We start from the raw sequence: 18134 nt of genomic DNA on the forward strand, positions 1-18134 counted from the left end.
GAAGGAGGGGGCGGTGGTGTCGCGGGTGATGGTGGATCGGTTGGCGTCGATGACCAGGCGTCCGGTGATGTCGGGTAGGGGTGTGGTGAGGGTGTAGGTGCAGCCGGGGCGGAGGGAGAGGCTTCCGCCGCCGGCGTTGTTGGCGGCGGTGATGGCGTCGCGGAGGGCTGTTTCGTTGCAGTCGACGGGGGTCTGCGCGGAGGCGGGGGTGGCCAGGGACGCCGCGGCGGCCACGGCGCCGATGCACAGCACGCGNGCGGTGTGCGCCAGGAATGTGCGCATGGTTCACTTCCTTCGGATTTGGGGGCCTCAAGAATTACCGCACCGAATGCCGGCTTTGGTTGATTTTCCGGCGTATCCACCTCAATGGTGGTTAAGGGGGTGATGTTCATTGACGGGATGTTCGGTCCCCAGCGTGGGTGCCCAGCGCAGGTGTCCAGCCTTGGGCAGCACGCTCCGGCCGGAGCGCGGTGCGCCCAACGGTGCGTGCGATCGGTACGGCCCGGAGGGCCCTCAGGCGGGGACGACGGTGACCGTGGCTCCGGCAGGACCGAGGCGGACGAGCAGGCGACGCAGGCCGTCCTCGTTCGAGGTGGGAACCACCGCGCGCAGTCGAGCGGCGAGCACCACCACCGCGGCGTCCACCGGGTCGGCCGTCCCAGCCCGCTCCAACAACTCCCCGACCTCCCGGGCCATGGCGTGGTCCAGCGGCACCACCTGGCAGCCGCGCAACAGCAGGCTGAGCCGGGACTTGGCGACCCGGACCCGCCAGGCCTCGACCACAGCGGCTGCGGGGACCCGGGGCACGGTGCCGGCCAACAGGTAGCCGCGGTGGCGGTGCCACACCGTCCGTTGCGCCCTCCCGGCCGCGATGAGCGTCCCGGTGTCGTACACCACGGGCCTGTTCACCAGTCCCCCCTCGTCGGTCGCACCACCTGCCCCATTGCGAACCGGGCGCCTTCTGCCGCGGACCAGCGACGGCGCACGGCGCCTGACGGACGGTGGTCCGGGAGCGGCTCGCCGGCGTCGCGGCCGGAGGGTGCGGCGCGCCCCACCGGCTCGGGCCCCACCGGCTTGCGCCCCTCCGGCTCAGGTCCCGCCGCGAACGGTCCTGCTCAGGCGACCCGATCGGTGGCCGGAGGGCGGTCGGTGGCGGCGTCGGACTCCAGATCCACCAACGCGTCCACCCCGCTGCGTCCCTCGGGTCCCGGGGGCCCGAGCTCGGCGAGCACCTCGTTGGCCGCGGCCAGCCCGTCCTCGATCTTCGCCGCCCAGGCGGCGGCCCGGGAGAGCCAGGCGGACACGCTCAGACCGTCCCGCTCCGCGGCGGCCCTGGCTGCCGCGAGGGTTTCGCTCGGAATGGTGATCGTGATTCTCTCCAAGCTCATATTCCGGATCGTATGGATAGTGCCGCGGAAGGTACCGGCTTCCCCCCATAGTTCACCCGAACGGGGAAACGGCAGGCCAGGGCGTGGGCAAGGGCGGGGTCCCGGCCTTCCGCCCGGGGCGAGTGGCGGGGCTCGGCGCGCAGCCGCCACCGCTGCTCCGTGTCCAGCCGTCCGCGGGTCGGGCCTCCGGCACGCGGTGTCCGTCAGGCCGCGTACCCTGGTCTCAAGGAACCTCCGACATTCGAAGGACTGAACGACACTGGGACGCCGACAGCCCGAAGGGCCGCCGCCTGCGCCGGTGGTGCAGCGCATCCGACTGCGTTACACCAAGCGCGGTCGCCTTCGGTTCACCAGCCACCGCGACTTCCAGCGTGCGTTCGAACGCGCGCTGCGGCGGGCCGAGGTTCCGATGGCCTATTCCGCGGGGTTCACCCCGCATCCCAAGGTCTCCTACGCCAACGCCGCACCCACCGGTGTGGGCAGCGAGGCCGAGTACCTCGAGATCGCCCTGTCGGCGGCGACCGATCCGGAGCGGCTCCGGGCGTTGTTGGACGAGTCGCTTCCCCGCGGTCTCGATGTGCTGGCCGCCGTGCCGGCCCTGACCTCGGGATTCGCCGAGAGGCTCGAGGCGTCGGTGTGGCGGGTGCGGCTCTCCGGCGTCGACCGGTCCACCGCCGAGGCGGCGGTCGGGAAGTTTCTGGCCGAGGACCGGGTTGAGGTGAAGCGGATGACCAAGAACGGCATCCGGGGCCTCGACGCGCGCAGCGCCGTGGTGGCCCTGGAGGTGCTCGACGCGACAGACGAGCAGGTCGCCGGGGACATCAACGGCATTTTCGAACGTGAGGCCGATAGGCCGCAGGGTGTTGCCTGTGCGATACTGCGGCTGGTTGTTCGGCACCTGACACCTGCCGTGCGACCAGACGACGTCCTTTCCGGCCTCCGCGCGGTGGCCGACCTGGCGCCGCCGGTCCCCGCAGAGGTGACCAGGCTGGCGCAGGGGCCGCTCGACGAGGAGTCCGGCACGGTCACCGACCCGTTCGCGCCCGACCGCGAAGCCGCCACGGCCGATCCCACCACGACCGGCGGGCTGTCCGCGGTAGGGGGTGCCCCCGACGGGGGGACACAGGCAGGGACCACCTAGGACCGTCGTCGACGCGTCACCGAAGCGCCAGGGAGCCCTCCTCCTCGCCCGTCAGCGAGCCGGAGAAGCCCAGGGGCCCGGACGGCGCGCTGACACACACAAGACTTTCGTCCGAGCAGTGGAGACAGCGCGGACGAGTGAGACAACAGCTCCTGTGCGGCGCCCACGCCGATCGGAAACGGCACCGCCCCGAAACGGGGCCCATGCCAGGAACACGGCGCGGCGCCCGGGAGCGTGACGGGAGAACCGCCCGCATGCTCGAGAACACCGAGCCGAACAACGAGACCACACCGACCACCGAACCCGCCGAGACCACCGGCACCGCCCCGGCCCAGGAGGCCGCAGCCGCGCCGCGTCGCCGGCGCAGGGCCGCGTCCCGCCCCGCGGGCCCGCCGGTCAGCGCGGACACCAGCACGCCGATACCGCAAGCGGCACGGCTCGCCGGAGCCACCGAGGACGCGCCCGCCAAGCCGCTCCAGGAGGAGCGCGCCCACCCCGACACCGCCCCCGCGGACGAGCGGCCTGAGCCGGCCCCGGAGAAGCCCAAGCGGGTGCGGCGCAAGTCCACGGCGAAGGCCGCGGAGCAGCCCGAGGAGACCGCCACCGCCACGGACGCGCCGGCTGAGCCGGCTCCCCGGCGGACCCGCCGCCGGGCCACGGCCGTGGCGGCCCCCGAGCCGGCGCCCACCGAGCAGCCCGAGGACACCGCGCCGCAGAAGCCGGAGGCGGTGCCCGCCACGACGGACGAGCCCCAGCCCACGCCCCGGCGGACCCGTCGCCGCGCCACCGCCCCGGCGGGGGCCCCCGAGGCGGCCACCACGGAGGACGGCGCCGAGCCGGCCGCACCCGTGGCGGAGCCGGTCGCCGAGGAGCAGGCCCCCACGGAGCCCGCGCCCCGGCGCAGGCGCCGCCGCGCCGAGGCGCCGGCCGGTGCCCCGGCCCCGTCCCCCGCCGAGGGTCCCGCCACCTCCGCCCCCACCGAGCCGCCGGAGTCCATGGTCGAACCGGAGGCTATGCCCGCGCCCAAGCGCACCCGCCGGCGTGCGGTCGCCGCGGCCGGTGCCCCCACCCCGGACCAGGCTCCGTCCGAGCCTGCCGGACCCACAGCCGAGCAGGCCGTGGCGGAGCCGGCGCCCAGGCGCACCCGGCGTCGGGCCGCCATCACGACCCCGCCCGGGGAGGTGGCCCCCGCCGACGTCGCCGCGAGCGAGGACGCGCCCGTCAAGCCGCTCCAGCAAGAGGAACAGGACCGCGCACAGGAGCAGGAGCAGGAGCAGGAGCCGGAACAGGGGGCCACGCGGCCGGGCCGGCGGCGTGCCGTGCGGCCGCCCACGGCCGTGTTCCAGGCGCCCGTCTTCGAGGCCCCGGTGTTCGCGGCGCCGGTCTTCGTCGTGCCCGAACCGGAGATCGAGGACGAGGACGTCGAGGTGTTCGAGGCCCCGGCCCGGCCCCGTCGTCGCCGGGCCGAGCCGGAGCAGCCGGCTGAGGCCGTCGAGGCGGTCGAGGACGAGCTGGAGGTCGAGGAACCCGTCCGCGACCACGTCGAGGACGAGGCCGACGAGCGGCCGTCGCGTCGCCGTCGTCGTGGGGGCCGTCGCCGTCGTCGCGGCGAGGCCGCCGAGGACTTCGACGAGCACGTCGAGGAGCCCGAGGCGGAGGAGGAGCCGGCCGAGGCCGTTGAGGAGCCCGAGGAGGAGTTGTCCGCCTCGGGGACCAGCAGCAGCCGGCGTCGCCGGCGTCGCCGTCGGCGCAGCGAGGGCGGTGTCGAGGGCGAGGTGAGCGCGGACGACCCCGAGCGCACGGTGGTCAAGGTCCGCGAGCCCCGGAAGAAGACGGAGGACGTGGACGAGGTCCAGTCCATCAAGGGCTCCACCCGCCTCGAGGCCAAGAAGCAACGCCGCCGGGAGGGCAGGGAGCAGGGCCGTCGCCGGGTCCCGATCATCACCGAGGCCGAGTTCCTGGCCCGCCGGGAGGCCGTGGAGCGGGTGATGGTGGTCCGCCAGCAGGGCGACCGCACCCAGATCGGGGTGCTCGAGGACAACGTCCTGGTGGAGCACTTCGTCAACAAGGAGCAGTCCACCTCCTACGTCGGCAACGTGTACCTGGGCAAGGTCCAGAACGTGCTGCCGTCGATGGAGGCCGCGTTCGTGGACATCGGCAAGGGCCGCAACGCCGTGCTGTACGCGGGTGAGGTCAACTTCGAGGCGCTGGGCGCCCACGGGGGGCCGCGCCGGATCGAGAGCGCGTTGAAGTCGGGGCAGCCCGTCCTGGTCCAGGTCACCAAGGACCCCATCGGCCACAAGGGCGCCCGGTTGACCAGCCAGGTGTCGCTGCCGGGCCGCTACCTGGTCTACGTGCCCGAGGGCTCGATGACCGGCATCAGCCGCAAGCTGCCGGACACCGAGCGGTCCAGGCTCAAGCAGATCCTGAAGAGGATCGTCCCCGAGGACGCGGGAGTGATCGTCCGCACCGCGGCCGAGGGGGCGAGCGAGGAGGAGCTCTCCCGCGACGTCGCCCGCCTCCAGGCGCAGTGGGAGGAGATCCAGAAGAAGGCGGCCTCCGGTAACGCCCCGAGCCTGCTCTACGGCGAGCCGGACATGACCGTCCGGGTGGTCCGCGACATCTTCAACGAGGACTTCTCCAAGGTCATCGTCTCCGGGGACGAGGCGTGGGAGACCATCCACGACTACGTCTCCCATGTCGCGCCCGACCTCGCCGACCGCCTCCAGCGGTGGACCAGCGAGGTGGACGTGTTCGCCACCTACCGGATCGACGAGCAGTTGCTGAAGGCCCTGGACCGCAAGGTCTGGCTGCCGTCCGGTGGCTCGCTGGTGATCGACCGGACCGAGGCGATGGTCGTCATCGACGTCAACACCGGGAAGTTCACCGGGCAGGGCGGCAACCTCGAGGAGACGGTCACCAGGAACAACCTGGAGGCGGCCGAGGAGATCGTGCGCCAGCTCCGGCTGCGGGACCTCGGCGGCATCATCGTCATCGACTTCATCGACATGGTGCTGGAGTCCAACCGTGACCTGGTGTTGCGCCGGTTGCTCGAGTGCCTGGGCCGGGACCGCACCAAGCACCAGGTGGCCGAGGTCACCTCGCTCGGCCTGGTGCAGATGACCCGCAAGCGGGTCGGCCAGGGGCTCCTGGAGTCGTTCTCCGAGACCTGCGTGCACTGCAACGGCCGTGGCCTGCTCGTCCACATGGACCAGGCGACCATGGCCGGGGGCGGAGGCAAGCGGCGTCGTCGGGGCAAGGCCGCGAGCACGGCCCAGCCCCCGGTCCACGAGCTGCCCGAGGCAGCCGAGGGCGTCGTCGAGCCGGTGGAGGTCGAGGCGGAGCCGGTGACCCCGGTGGAACCGGTGGAGGTGGCGGGCGTCGAGTTGGTGGACGTCACCGCGGAGCGGGAGCCGGTGGTCGAGGAGCCGGTCGCCCCGGAACCGGCGCCGGAAGCCGCGGAGGCCAGGCCGCCGCGGGCCCGTCGCCGGGCGTCCCGCAAGGCCATGGCTCCCGCGGGTCCGCCGCCCTCGGCCACGGCGGAGCAGGCGGTGGTGGTGGTCCCGTCCACCACGCCGTCGGTCGACGAGGAGGCCAGGGCCACGGAGCCCGGACCCGGCGAGCCCACCCCCGTTGAGGCGGCGCCGCTTGCGGCGACCCTCACCGGGGAGGCGGAGCCGAGTGGCGTGGAGCCCGGGGAGGCCCCCGCGGTCGAGGAGCCCGTGACCCCGGAGCCCGCCGCCGGTGAACCGGTCCAGCAGGCGCCCGCGAAGAAGCGGGCCGCACGCAAGGCCGCGACGCGGAAGACGGCCGCCAAGGCCACCACGGCCCGCAAGACGACCGCTCGCGAGGCCGTCGCCGAACGCGTCGAGGTGGAGGGCGAGGTCACGGCGCCGGCTGCGGAACCGGCCGAGAAGGCCGAGGCCGGCACGGAGACGGCTGCCAAGAAGGCCCCGGCCAAGAGGGCCGCTGCCAAGAAGGCGACGGCCAAGAGGGCGCCGGCGAAGAAGGCGGCTGCCAAGAAGGCCACCGTCGTCGAGGCCGCGCCGGTGGAGCCCGCGGTCCCGGCGGCGGGAGCCGGGGAGGCCGTCCCCGAGGGGGCTGAGGCCGGTGAGGCCGGGCTGAGGCAACCGGCGCCCCGGAAGGCGGCCGCCAGGAAGACGGCAGCCAAGAAGGCTCCGGCCAAGAAGGCCCCGGCGAAGAAGACGGCTGCCAAGAAGACGCCGGCGAAGAAGGCCACCACCGGCAGGGCGGCCGCGAAGAAGCCGGCGGCTGCGGCCGGCGCCGCCCATGCGGGTGGTGGGAGTGCGACGACTGCCGCGGCGCAGCAGGCGTCCGCGTCGGTGGTGTCCGCGCAGGTGCCGCTGGAGGACCCGGCTGACTGACTGGGCCGGACTGCCCACCCCGGGCTGGTTTGACCCCGGGGTGGGCACTTCAGTAGCGTTGTCCCTCGGCGTGTTTCACGCCGCTCCTGAGCAACCACCTCCCTGTCCCGACCTCTGGTCCTAACGGGAGAGGCCGTCCGTGTCCGTGATCCGGATGGCTGGCGTCAGGGGCTTCGTTCGAGAAGAGAGAGTGGGTTCGCGGTGTACGCGATCGTCCGCAGCGGCGGCAGGCAACACAAGGTTGCCGTCGGCGATGTTCTTGAGGTCGACAAGATTCAGGCCAAGCCCGGCGACACCGTGGAGCTCTCGACGCTCCTGGTCGTTGACGGGGACCTGGTCACCAGCGACCCGTGGGTGCTGGCCGGGGTGAAGGTGCACGCCGAGGTCGTCGACCAGACCAAGGGCGCCAAGATCGACATTCTGAAGTACAAGAACAAGACCGGTTACCGCAAGCGCCTTGGCCACCGCCAGCAGTACACGGCGATCAAGATCACCGGCATCGACTCCGCCGCGAAGTAAGGGGCGTAACAGATGGCACACAAGAAGGGCGCCTCTTCCACCCGGAACGGGCGCGACTCCAATGCTCAGCGGCTCGGCGTGAAGCGCTTCGGCGGCCAGGTCGTGAACGCCGGCGAGATCATCGTTCGCCAGCGCGGCACCCACTTCCACCCCGGAGCCAACGTGGGCCGGGGCGGCGACGACACGCTGTTCGCCCTCACCGCCGGTGCGGTCCAGTTCGGCCGCTCCCGTGGGCGCAAGGTCGTGAACATCGTTCCGGTCGCCGCTAGCTGACGCCCGCGACCGTCCGGACGGCACACCGTCACCAAGGGCGGGCTGTCCTCTCCGCCGCATCGGGGAGGACAGCCCGCCTTCGGCGTTGTGCCGGACGAACGGGAGGGGGCGGGCGGCACACCGACGGGTCGTCGGCGTGCACTATGGACATGTCACAACGAACCACCCGGGAGACACACAGATGACCACCTTCGTGGACCGCGTCGAACTCCAGATCGCCGCGGGTAACGGGGGGCACGGTTGCGCCTCGGTGCACCGGGAGAAGTTCAAGCCGCTCGGCGGCCCCGACGGCGGGAACGGCGGACGCGGCGGGGACGTGGTCCTGGTGGTCGACCCGTCGGTGACCACCCTGCTCGCCTACCACCACTCCCCCCACCGCAAGGCCACCAACGGTCGACCAGGCATGGGTGGCAACCGCTCCGGCGCGGACGGTGCCGACCTGACCCTGCCGGTCCCCGACGGCACCGTGGTCAAGGACAGCCGCACCGGTGAGACCGTGGCCGACCTGGTCGGCGCCGGAACCCGCTACGTGGTGGCCCAGGGCGGGCGCGGCGGGCTCGGCAACGCGGCGCTGGCCTCCCCGCGGCGCAAGGCCCCCGGCTTCGCTCTGCTGGGCGAGCCCGGGGAGTCCGGCAGCTACGTGCTGGAGCTGAAGACCGTCGCCGACGTCGCGCTGGTCGGCTTCCCGAGTGCCGGCAAGTCCTCGCTGGTCTCGGTGCTCAGCAAGGCACGTCCCAAGATCGCGGACTACCCGTTCACCACCCTGGTGCCCAACCTGGGCGTGGTCACCGCCGGCTCCACCGTGTTCACCGTGGCCGACGTCCCCGGGCTGATCCCCGGCGCCAGCGAGGGCCGTGGACTCGGCCTGGAGTTCCTGCGGCACGTGGAACGCTGCTCGGTGCTGGTGCACGTCCTGGACTGCGCCACCCTGGAGTCCGACCGGGACCCACTCACCGACCTGGACGCCATCGAGGCGGAACTCGCCGCCTACGGCGGGCTCGCCGACCGACCGCGGCTAGTCGCCCTCAACAAGATCGATGTGCCGGACGCGCGGGACCTCGCGGACATCGTCCGTCCCGAGATCGAGAGGCGGGGCCTGCCCACCTTCGACATCTCCGCGGCCTCCCACGAGGGCGTCAGGCAGCTCTCCTTCGCCATGGCGGAGATCGTCGCGGGGGCCAGAGCGGCACGTCCGGTGGAGGAACCCACCAGGGTCGTGCTGCGCCCCAAGGCGGTGGACGACACCGGGTTCACCGTCGCGGCCGAGGAGGACGTGTTCCGGGTGCGCGGCGAGAAGCCGGAGCGCTGGGTGCGGCAGACCGACTTCAGCAACGACGAGGCCGTCGGCTACCTCGCCGACCGGCTGGCACGGCTCGGCGTCGAGGAGGAACTGGTCAAGGCCGGGGCGCGGCCGGGCGACACGGTCGTCATCGGGGACACCGAGGACGCCGTGGTCTTCGACTGGGAGCCGTCGGTCGCCGCCGGGGCGGAGATGCTGGGCCGACGCGGCGAGGACCACCGGTTCCAGGCCCCGCGTCCCGCGGTGGAACGCCGCAGGGAGCGGCAGGCCGCGCGGGACGAGGTGGAGGCGGAGTACCAGGGGTTCGACCCGTTCGGGTGAGCGGACCCACGGGTTCGTGAGCCGGCCCCTGGGTACGGGGCCGGCGCTCACGCCACCCGCACGGTGGTGGGGGTGCCCCCGCCGGGCTGCGGCGACTCCGCCCGGGCTCCTTCGACCGCCGGCTCCGCCACGCCCTCCGCGGCGGGCTCCCCGGCCGCCGCCGCGTCCACCGGCTCCCCGGCGTCGTTCGCAACGGAGGCGACGGCCACCGGCGGGACATCCCCCGCGGACCCCCGGGGCCCGGACGGGGTGGGTGCCGGTGAGGACGGTGCGGGCTCCGCCGGATCGCCGTGAGCCGTCGTGGCACCGGCCTCGGACAGCACCTCTTCCCGCTGCGGCGGGAGGTCCGACCCGGCCGCCAGCCGGACCGCCATCCGGAGGCGCCGTTCGTCCGCCTTGGCCGCCAGGGCCAGCACCGCCTCGTTGAACCGCTCCAGGGACCTGGGCTCGGCGGGACCGAGCAGGTAGGTCTTGAGCTCGGCGCGAGCCGCGGCGAGGTGGTCCATGGCGGGGACCCGCACCGACTCCAGCAACTCGGGGATGCCGTCGCCCGACGGATCGAGCAGCGTGGCCGCCCGCACCGTCGGGAAGCGCTCCCGGAACTGCTGCTCCTCGAGACCCGAGGTGTTGGCCACCGCGTACGGCTTCTCGCTGGCGAGGTAGTCGGACACCACGCTGGAGACGTCGCTGATCAGCAGGTGGGACTGGTTGAAGCAGGAGTAGAGGGCCGGCCGGCTGCCGCTGATCACCTGGTGCTCCCACTCCGGCAGGCTGGCCCAGTACGCCTCCTCCCAGTTCCTGGTGGCCACCTGGAGGGCGGCGGAGCGCTCCGGGTCGGGCCGGCACTGCACCGCCATGCGCTCCAGCTCGTCCGCCGATGACCGGAAAGCGACGGCGGTGACCTCGGCGAGTTCCTGGGTGCGCCGTTCCAGGACCTGCTGCTTCTCCGGCCCGACCTGGGCGTTCGCCGGGTCGGCGGACCGCTGGTGGTTGGCCTCCGCGATCATCGCCTTGATCCGCTCGTTGGCCTGTGCCGCGCGCGGATCGACCGAGCCGGTCAGCGGGTGCGGCTTGTAGAGCAGGCGCACCCCCGGGTCGTCGAGGAGCTGGCGGACGAGGTTCTCACCCGCCAGGATGACCGAGGTGTTCCCCGGGTCGTCGGTCCATCCCTCCCAGGTGGGCGCGTACAGCACGGTGGTCATCTCCCCGTCCGCCGGCGCACCCCGGTACGCCTCGATCGGGGAGAGCTGCGGCCGGCCCACCTCCACGACGTCCTGGTCCTGCACGCCGACGTCCGCCAGGGCGTAGCGCTGCCGGGCCGCGGGGCCGGCCACCCAGACCTCGTCGTAGGCCTTGGCGTACGGGTTGCAACTGGAGAGCTTGTCGCTCTCCCCGTGGTTGATGAACGCGTGTTTGATCGTGGGGACGCGCAGTACCTGCGAGGTCTTGCCGGAGTTCGACGGGTGGAGCATGACCTGGAGAGTGGACTGCTCCAGGTTGAGTACGTGGGCGGCCTTGGGGATGCACACGATCGGGATGTCGGTGGCGTCGATCTTCTGCACCATGAACCGTTCCCGGAGCACGATGAGCGGCTTGCCGTCCAGCGCCGCGAGCGTGGAGAGCCACATGTTGGCCTGGTAGGCGGAGGTCTGGCCGCCGGAGAAGTACATGCCGACCGTCGGCTGGTACTCGGCCAGCCACCCGTTGAGCCACTCCAGTGCCTCGGCGCTGTTCGCCGGGCGCCTGCCGGGCAGCAGCCACGTGCCGAGCCACGCGGCACCACCCAGGGCGAGCGCCAGCGAGAGGGACAGCCCCAGCACGCCCCAGGTCGCGTCCTGGGTCCCCGCGGTCGCCATCAGCCCCGCCGTGGCGGGCACGGAGAAGCGCAGCAGCCGGTACGCGGGGCGCCGCAGCAGCTTCGGCGGCGCCGGGGAGAGCCGCAGCCCGGAGGCGTCGATGTTCCTGGTCACCACGGGCAGGGTGCGGCTGCGCCGGACCAGGATGACCAACGCCTGGCAGACGAAGTGCACCAGGTAGAAGCCCAGGAGCAGGGCGAGCAGCGGGAACTGTTCCCCCGTCGGGTCGATGCCGTCGATGCGCAGCAGCGCGATCAGGGTGAGGGTGTCCCGGAGCTGCTGACGCACCGTGGCGTCCAGGCGCGTCTTGCTGAGCAGTGCGGCCAGAGCTGGCTGCCGGTGCTGCACGTACAGGTCGATGACCAGACCCGCCGAGGTACCGACGATCAACGCGGGCACGTGGGGCAGTATCGCGGCCACGAGCTGGACGGAGAACGCCAACGCCAGCGCGACGAGGCTGAGGAGCTGTGCGGCACGGGTTCGAGGTCCGGCAGAGGGCACGGGCGTGGCTCCTGGAGCAAAGACGGGTTATGCGGGCGAAGACCACCGGGTGGAGGTCAGGCGCCCCGCGGGACTGTTCGACAGAGCCGCGGGACATGCACGTGATACATCTCAGGTTTGAAGGTTAAGGCGATCGTCACCGCGGTGACAAAGCGGCGTGGCCTGGTTCGGAACTGTGACTTCCCGACCATCTTGAGCCACTCACCGATTTACTGTCTGAAGACCCACTCGGGTTCCACAGAACGAACACAGGAGCGTGACACGAGGACGCTCCCGTACATTGCCGGCAGATCAGGCCGACGAGTCGTCGATTGTGGGGACGGGCAGGGTGGCAGCGGACAGGCAAGAGGTGGTGGAAGCCCGCAGGGTCGTGGTCAAGGTGGGGTCATCCTCCCTGACCACCACATCGGGTGGTCTTGACGCCGACCGGGTGGATGCGCTGGTTGACGCGCTGGCCAAGGCGAGGGACGGCGACGCCAAGGAGGTCGTGCTGGTCTCCTCGGGCGCCATCGCGGCGGGCCTGGCGCCGCTCGGGCTGCGCCGGCGACCGCGGGACCTGGCCCGGCAACAGGCCGCGGCCAGCGTCGGGCAGGGCCTCCTGGTGGCGCGCTACACCGCGTCGTTCGCCCGGTACGGGGTACGGGTGGGGCAGGTGTTGCTCTCCGCGGGTGACATCGCCCGCCGGGCCCACTACCGCAACGCCTACCGGACCCTGGACAAGCTGCTGGCGATGGGTGCCCTGCCGGTGGTCAACGAGAACGACACGGTGGCCACCGACGAGATCCGCTTCGGCGACAACGACCGGCTGGCGGCGCTCGTCGCCCATCTCGTCCGGGCCGACCTGCTGGTGCTCCTGTCCGACGTGGACGGCCTGTACGACGGGCCGCCCGGCACCCCCGGAGCGGCCAGGATCGCCGAGGTCAGCGGCCCCGCGGACCTGGAGGGGGTGTCGATCGGCAGCGCCGGCCGCGCCGGGGTGGGCGTCGGCGGCATGGTCACCAAGGTGGAGGCGGCGCGGATCGCGGCCGGCGCCGGCATCCCGGTGGTGCTGACCGCGGCGAGCAGCGCGGCCGACGCCCTCGCCGGACGCGCCACCGGCACCCTGTTCCACCCCACCGGACGGCGCTCCGCCGGCCGACTGCTGTGGCTGGCCCACGCCAGCGAGCCCCGGGGGGCGCTGCGCCTGGACCCCGGGGCGGTGCAGGCGGTGGTCGAGCGCCGCAAGTCCCTGCTGCCGGCCGGGGTCGTCGGTGCCGAGGGGGAGTTCTCCGCGGGCGACCCGGTGGACCTCCTCGACGAGAAGGGCCACGCCGTCGCCCGGGGGCTGGTCAACTTCGACGCGAAGGAGCTGCCCCGGCTGCTCGGCCGGTCCACGCGGGAGCTGGCCCGGGAGCTGGGCCCGGCGTACGAGAGGGAGGTCGTGCACCGGGACGACCTGGTGGTGTTGCGGGGCTGAACGGGCCCGTGCGTGCCGGGCCCGTGCGTGCCGGGGGGAGGAGCGGGGAACGTGTCGTGACGCGGTGGCCGTCCACCGACGGGCCGGCATCTCGAGTGATGAACCTCTCGAGTGTTCCTCAGGGCGGGTCAGTAGGCTCGCCGCATGAGCAGCGAATCGACTTCCCCCGTGATCGACACCGCTCGCCGCGCCCAGGAGGCCGCCGCGGAGCTGGCACCGTCGCCGCGCACCGTCCGGGATGGCGCGCTGCTCGCGATCGCCGACGCCCTGGTCGCCCGCACCGAGGAGATCATTGCGGCGAACGCCGAGGACGTGGCGAAGGCGCGGGCCGCGGGCACCAGCGAGGCCGTCGTGGACCGGCTGACGCTGACCCCTGAGCGGGTGGCGGCCATCGCCTCCGACGTGCGGGACGTGGTGGCCCTGCCGGACCCGGTGGGCGAGGTGGTGCGCGGTTCCACCCTCCCCAACGGTCTCGAGCTGCGGCAGGTCCGGGTGCCGCTCGGGGTGGTCGGCATCGTCTACGAGGCCCGCCCGAACGTCACCGTGGACGCCGCGGCGCTCTGCCTGAAGTCCGGGAACGCCGTGCTGCTGCGCGGCTCCTCGTCGGCCTACGCGTCGAACACCGCCCTGGTGGGGGTGCTGCGGGACGCGGTGGCCGGCGCGGGGCTCCCCGCTGACGTGGTGCAGCTCGTGCCGGGGGAGGGCCGCGAGTCGGTGCGGGAGCTGATGCGGGCCCGTGGGCTGGTGGACGTGCTGATCCCGCGCGGCGGCGCCTCGCTGATCCGAACGGTGGTGGAGGAGTCCACCGTTCCGGTGATCGAGACGGGGGTGGGCAACTGCCACGTCTACGTGGACGCCGCCGCGGACCTGGACATGGCGGTCAGCATCCTGCTCAACGCCAAGGTCTCCCGCCCCAGCGTGTGCAACGCCGCGGAGACCCTGCTGGTCCACGCCGACGTCGCCGAGGAGTTCCTGCCGATGGCGCTGAAGGCGCTGGGCGAGGTGGGGGTCACGGTGCACGGCGACGAGACGGTGCAGCGGTTCACCGGGATGGGCGCGCCGGTGCTGCCGGCCACGGACGAGGACTGGGAGACCGAGTACCTCTCGTACGACATCGCCGTCGCCGTGGTGCCGGACCTGGACGCCGCCGTGCGGCACATCCGCCGGTGGAGCTCGGGGCACTCGGAGGCGATCGTCACCGGTTCACAGGCCGCCGCGCGGCGCTTCGTGCAGCGGGTGGACTCCACCGCGGTCCTGGTGAACGCCTCCACCCGGTTCACCGATGGCGGCCAGTTCGGTTTCGGCGCGGAGATCGGCATTTCCACCCAGAAGCTGCACGCCCGGGGTCCGATGGGCCTGCCGGAGCTGACCTCGACGAAGTACGTGGTGACCGGCGACGGCCACGTGCGCTGACTCGGGGCCGGCCGCGGGTTCGGCCGGGGAGCGGCCCGGGGCGTCAGAGAAACTCTGTTCATGCTCATGCGTCCGGTAATACGCTGGTTGGGTGCCGGACGACGTGGGTGGCTCGCCGTTCCCGGAGGGGAGCGACCACGGAGGCGCGGACGACGAGTTCGCCTCCGTGGTGTTTGACGAGGCCTTCGTCAGCGCGGCCCGCATACACGAGCCCACCGCCCAGGAGCGCCTGGTGGCGGCGGCCCAGGCCCGCGCGGAGGCGGAGCAGACCCGCACCAGGGTGAGTCCCCACGACGAGTCCCCGGACGAGAGGGACGGCTTCGCGCACGGCCACCCGGACGACGACTACGGTCCGGAGTGGGCCGACGACCCGTTCATGGAGTTCCCCGAGGGGTACCGGCACCGACAGGGGCGCTGGCACCGGACGGTGGCCTGGGTGCTCGCGGTGGTGATGGGCGTGGGGGTCGTCGCGCTGACCGTCGCCGCCATCTACCGCGGGGCCTCCAGCGGGCGCCAGCAGCAGCCGCCACCTCCGGGGAACAGCCGGATGGACCCCTCGGGCTCCTCCACCCCGTTGCGTCCCGAGACCCCCCGATTGGTGCAACCCGTCGTTCCCCGGACCTAGGGCCTGTCTGGTGAATCCTGCCCCCGGCGTCCCACCTCGTGCGCGCCGTGGGCTCCGCCGAACCGCTCAAACGCCGCTGAATGGGGCAAAGTTGTTCGCCCGGCGAACCACCCCACGTCAGGGAGCCCGACTTACCCTGGGGGCATGACCGGGCGTGGAGACCCTCCCGAAGGGGCACCGGACGGCGCCCCGGGAGGGGACGACGAGTACGGGCGGCCCTTCGTCTTCGATGAGTCATTCGTTCGGGCTGCCCGCATCCAGGAGTACTCCGCGACCGAACGGATGCGTTCCGACGCCAGCGCGGTGCGTGCCCGGCGGACGCGGCCCGGCGGGGGAGTGTCCCGGCAGGCGCTCGCCCTGGTGCTGCTGATCGTGCTGGCCTTCGGCACCGCCGTCTACATGGGCATCCAGCACCCGTACGCCGAACCCCAGCGGGTGCCGCGGCACGAGCTCGCGGTGACCCTCGTCCCGCTGGTGCCCCGCCGGGACGCCGAACCCGTCAGGGGACCGGTCGACGAGCAACTCAGGCGCAGTCCCGCGGCGGGCTACCGGGTCGGAGCCGAGGGGATCACCCTGCCACCGGCACGCCGCACCGAGCACTACAACGTCAGCCAGGTCCTGCGGGCCAGCACGGAGGCGAAGAACTTCGTGGTGGCCTCCTCCCTCAACCCCGACGTGGTGGCGAACGGGGAGACCGACCTGGTGCGCCAGATGGTGGACCCGGCGCAGGTGGGGCAGTTCGACCGCAGTGTGCGGCGGCCCAGGAACGACGGGCGGTACGCGGCCACCGGCTGGATGGTGCGTTTCGATCCCCAGCGGGTGGAGTTGGCCGACCCCCGGGTGTGGGCGGACGGTTCCATCGAGGTCGGCGAGGACGGCTCGGGCGCGCTCCAGGTGGTCACCGACCACACCCTCGTCTACGCCCTGCGGCCGGCCGGGGGCCCCGCCTCGGCGGAAGCCGTCCGCGGGAGCGACCCGGTGCTCTTCACCGTGCGCCGGGAGCTGCGGATGCGCTTCGACCGGGAGGCCCTGCGCACGTCCCACGTCACCCTGCTGGAATCGGCGACCGAAGCGGGGCCCCAGGCGTGCTCGGCGGAGGCCGCCGGTTTCTTCCAGCCCCTGTTCGACGCCGGGGACGGCGCCGGGGACGGCGATCCCAGGGGGTCGGGCGGCACCGACCCGTTCGACCACGACCGGCCGGTCGCCGCGGCCTGCGGGGAGCTGGCGACCAACCCCTGACCGCGGCCGGCCGCCCCTCCCCCTCAGCCCTCGTCGCCGTCGCCGTCGCCGGGCCGGGAGGTGCCGTTCCCGTCGGGACGTTCCGCGGACGCCTGCCCGTTCTTGTCGGACCGCGTGCCCGTGAACCGCTCCCGGAGCTTGGTGCCGACGTCACCGGCACCGGAACCGAGGTCCCGGATCAGCCCCATCAGGGGGTCCTTGCTGTTCTTGACCGTGTCGGAGTAGTGGCTGGCCGACTCCCGGAAGGCGTCGGAGAACGAGGTGTCCTTGTCCTCGCCGCGCCGCGGGTAGTGACCGTCCATGATCCGCTGGTAGTCGCGGCTGCTCGCCCACTTCTTCAGCTCGGCGGCGCGCACGGTGGTGAACGGGTGACTGCGGGGCAGCATGTTCAGGATCTTCAGCACGGAGTCCCGCAGGTCGCCGCCCTGCTCGTAGTCGTCGGCCTGCTTGAGGAAGGCATCGACGTTCATCTCGTGCAGGTGGTTGCCGCCCGCCAGCTTCATCAGCCCCCGCATCGACGCCTGGAGGTCCTGGCCGACCAGCAGGCCGGCCCGGTCGCACGACAGCTCGGACTTGCGGTACCACTCGCGGAGCGCGGTGACGATCGCCATGATCGCTATGTTTCCGAGCGGTATCCAGGACACCTTGACGGCGAGGTTGGTGAGGAACAACAGGATGGTGCGGTAGACGGCGTGGCCGGACAGCGCGTGCCCCACCTCGTGGCCGATGACCGCGCGCATCTCCTCCTCGTCGAGGAGCTCCACCAACCCGGTGGTGAGCACGATGATCGGCTCGTCCATGCCGATGCACATGGCGTTCGGCTGGGGGTTCTGCGCCACGTACATCGCCGGGACCCGCTCCAGGTCCAGGATGTAGCAGGCGTCGCGGAGCATGTCGTGCAGGTGGGCGAACTGCTGGTCGCTCACCCGCACCGAGTCGGAGAGGAAGAGCAGGCGCAGCGAACGTTCCGGGAGCACGCCGCTCAGCGCCTTGAACACCGTGTCGAACCCGGTGAGCTTGCGGAGCGCCACCAGCGCCGACCGGTCGGCGGGGTGCTCATAGGCCCGGGAGGATATCTCCGGGAAACGGGTGCGGTTCCGGCTCGGCACGCTGTCTGCTGGCTCGGTCATCGAAGGTGTTCCCCCCTGGTTGCCGTGACGGGCTGGTCGTTGCGGCCGTGGGTCCCTCGCGCCCGGTGCGCGGGCCGGGGTTACGGTGGTTCGTCCGACCATACGCGAGGAGTGCGCCTGTGATGCCCGAGATGTCGAACCGCCTGCCCGAACTGATGACCGTGGCCGCCCAGCAGTCCGGGAACAACGATCCCGGGGTGCTGCTGAAATGGGTCCTGGTGATCTCGGTGATCGGCATCGCCTTCCTGGCGTGGTTCCTGCTGCGCGGATACCGGAACGAGGACTGACCCGGGCGCGGGCCCCGGTTCCCGGATCGGGCGGCCGGTGCCCAGAAGGACGAACGGAGCCTGCGTGAGGTTCCCCGGCGCCGCGCCCGTACCATGGGCGCACGATAACCCGCACCACTGACAGACCGTGAGGGCCTGCCGCGATGACCGCTCATAACGCTGTGACCCTGCTCGCCGAGGCGTCGGAGCACAGCAACAAGCACGAGAGCCTGAACCCCTACCTGACCGGTGGCGGTGCCCTCCTGGCGCTGCTGCTCCTGCTCTTCATCACGACGCGGTTCAACCGCGACCGCTGACCCG

15 protein-coding genes are annotated in these 18134 nt (G+C 72.5%); 11 read left to right on the forward strand and 4 right to left on the reverse strand.

The features are described 5' to 3' along the window. Positions 1-513 precede the first annotated feature (513 nt). Both A3IG_RS31315 and A3IG_RS31320 read right to left on the reverse strand, forming a co-directional pair. Positions 514-909: a PIN domain-containing protein gene (locus A3IG_RS31315; protein ID WP_018386455.1), complete on the reverse strand. Its 396-nt coding sequence runs from the start codon at positions 907-909 to the stop codon at positions 514-516. 206 nt (positions 910-1115) lie between these two features. After that, entirely contained in the window at positions 1116-1388 is a 273-nt protein-coding gene (locus A3IG_RS31320) for a hypothetical protein (protein ID WP_018386456.1), read from the reverse strand. Between the two features lie 301 nt (positions 1389-1689). Between A3IG_RS31320 and A3IG_RS0125685 the strand changes: the two genes are divergently transcribed. The 5 genes from A3IG_RS0125685 to obgE all read left to right on the forward strand — a co-directional run bounded on the left by A3IG_RS0125685 (position 1690) and on the right by obgE (position 9327). Further along, a complete protein-coding gene (locus tag A3IG_RS0125685) occupies positions 1690-2529 on the forward strand; it encodes a TIGR03936 family radical SAM-associated protein (protein ID WP_026220662.1) in 840 nt (279 codons plus the stop codon). Between the two features lie 254 nt (positions 2530-2783). Continuing rightward, on the forward strand, positions 2784-6914 hold the full coding sequence (locus tag A3IG_RS0125690; protein ID WP_018386458.1) for a ribonuclease E/G: 4131 nt from the start codon (positions 2784-2786) through the stop codon (positions 6912-6914). Positions 6915-7115: 201 nt separating this feature from the next. Beyond that, the gene (gene rplU, locus A3IG_RS0125695; RefSeq protein WP_018386459.1) at positions 7116-7433 is read left to right on the forward strand and encodes a 50S ribosomal protein L21; all 318 of its coding nucleotides are present in this window, start codon (positions 7116-7118) and stop codon (positions 7431-7433) included. Positions 7434-7445: 12 nt separating this feature from the next. Further along, positions 7446-7706, forward strand: coding sequence for a 50S ribosomal protein L27 (rpmA, locus tag A3IG_RS0125700; RefSeq protein WP_026220663.1), 261 nt, complete (start codon positions 7446-7448; stop codon positions 7704-7706). 181 nt (positions 7707-7887) lie between these two features. After that, positions 7888-9327, forward strand: a complete 1440-nt coding sequence (obgE, locus tag A3IG_RS0125705) for a GTPase ObgE (protein ID WP_018386461.1) — start codon at positions 7888-7890, stop codon at positions 9325-9327. Positions 9328-9374: 47 nt separating this feature from the next. Here the strand turns inward: obgE and A3IG_RS0125710 are convergent, their stop codons facing one another. Further along, the gene (locus A3IG_RS0125710) at positions 9375-11684 is read right to left on the reverse strand and encodes a hypothetical protein (protein ID WP_018386462.1); all 2310 of its coding nucleotides are present in this window, start codon (positions 11682-11684) and stop codon (positions 9375-9377) included. A gap of 349 nt (positions 11685-12033) precedes the next feature. On the opposite strand from A3IG_RS0125710, the gene proB reads away from it, so the two are divergent. The 4 genes from proB to A3IG_RS0125730 all read left to right on the forward strand — a co-directional run bounded on the left by proB (position 12034) and on the right by A3IG_RS0125730 (position 16417). Beyond that, positions 12034-13140: a glutamate 5-kinase gene (proB, locus tag A3IG_RS0125715; protein ID WP_018386463.1), complete on the forward strand. Its 1107-nt coding sequence runs from the start codon at positions 12034-12036 to the stop codon at positions 13138-13140. Between the two features lie 144 nt (positions 13141-13284). Beyond that, entirely contained in the window at positions 13285-14553 is a 1269-nt protein-coding gene (locus A3IG_RS0125720) for a glutamate-5-semialdehyde dehydrogenase (protein ID WP_026220665.1), read from the forward strand. A gap of 91 nt (positions 14554-14644) precedes the next feature. Further along, complete coding sequence (locus A3IG_RS0125725; RefSeq protein ID WP_018386465.1) at positions 14645-15178, forward strand: SCO2584 family spore wall biosynthesis protein; 534 nt, start codon at positions 14645-14647, stop codon at positions 15176-15178. Positions 15179-15322: 144 nt separating this feature from the next. Next, positions 15323-16417, forward strand: coding sequence for an SCO2583 family membrane protein (locus tag A3IG_RS0125730; protein WP_018386466.1), 1095 nt, complete (start codon positions 15323-15325; stop codon positions 16415-16417). 23 nt (positions 16418-16440) lie between these two features. Here A3IG_RS0125730 and A3IG_RS0125735 read toward each other — a convergent pair whose 3' ends face one another. Next, positions 16441-17547, reverse strand: a complete 1107-nt coding sequence (locus A3IG_RS0125735; RefSeq protein WP_018386467.1) for a M48 family metallopeptidase — start codon at positions 17545-17547, stop codon at positions 16441-16443. 122 nt (positions 17548-17669) lie between these two features. On the opposite strand from A3IG_RS0125735, the gene A3IG_RS34425 reads away from it, so the two are divergent. Together A3IG_RS34425 and A3IG_RS34680 are read left to right on the forward strand one after the other, a co-directional pair. Further along, entirely contained in the window at positions 17670-17834 is a 165-nt protein-coding gene (locus tag A3IG_RS34425; protein WP_018386468.1) for a hypothetical protein, read from the forward strand. Between the two features lie 143 nt (positions 17835-17977). After that, positions 17978-18130, forward strand: coding sequence for a hypothetical protein (locus A3IG_RS34680; protein WP_026220666.1), 153 nt, complete (start codon positions 17978-17980; stop codon positions 18128-18130). Positions 18131-18134 lie beyond the last annotated feature (4 nt).

Source organism: Wenjunlia vitaminophila DSM 41686, from assembly GCF_000380165.1.
GTDB classification, from domain to species: domain Bacteria; phylum Actinomycetota; class Actinomycetes; order Streptomycetales; family Streptomycetaceae; genus Wenjunlia; species Wenjunlia vitaminophila.

Bases quoted from the DNA above. Each gene is read 5' to 3' on its own strand.
- A3IG_RS31320 (WP_018386456.1), bottom strand. From the start codon at position 1,388: ATGAGCTTGGAGAGAATCACGATCACCATTCCGAGCGAAACCCTCGCG.
- A3IG_RS0125690 (WP_018386458.1), top strand. From the start codon at position 2,784: ATGCTCGAGAACACCGAGCCGAACAACGAGACCACACCGACCACCGAA.
- rpmA (WP_026220663.1), top strand. From the start codon at position 7,446: ATGGCACACAAGAAGGGCGCCTCTTCCACCCGGAACGGGCGCGACTCC.
- obgE (WP_018386461.1), top strand. From the start codon at position 7,888: ATGACCACCTTCGTGGACCGCGTCGAACTCCAGATCGCCGCGGGTAAC.
- A3IG_RS0125720 (WP_026220665.1), top strand. From the start codon at position 13,285: ATGAGCAGCGAATCGACTTCCCCCGTGATCGACACCGCTCGCCGCGCC.
- A3IG_RS0125730 (WP_018386466.1), top strand. From the start codon at position 15,323: ATGACCGGGCGTGGAGACCCTCCCGAAGGGGCACCGGACGGCGCCCCG.
- A3IG_RS0125735 (WP_018386467.1), bottom strand. From the start codon at position 17,547: ATGACCGAGCCAGCAGACAGCGTGCCGAGCCGGAACCGCACCCGTTTC.
- A3IG_RS34425 (WP_018386468.1), top strand. From the start codon at position 17,670: ATGCCCGAGATGTCGAACCGCCTGCCCGAACTGATGACCGTGGCCGCC.
- A3IG_RS34680 (WP_026220666.1), top strand. From the start codon at position 17,978: ATGACCGCTCATAACGCTGTGACCCTGCTCGCCGAGGCGTCGGAGCAC.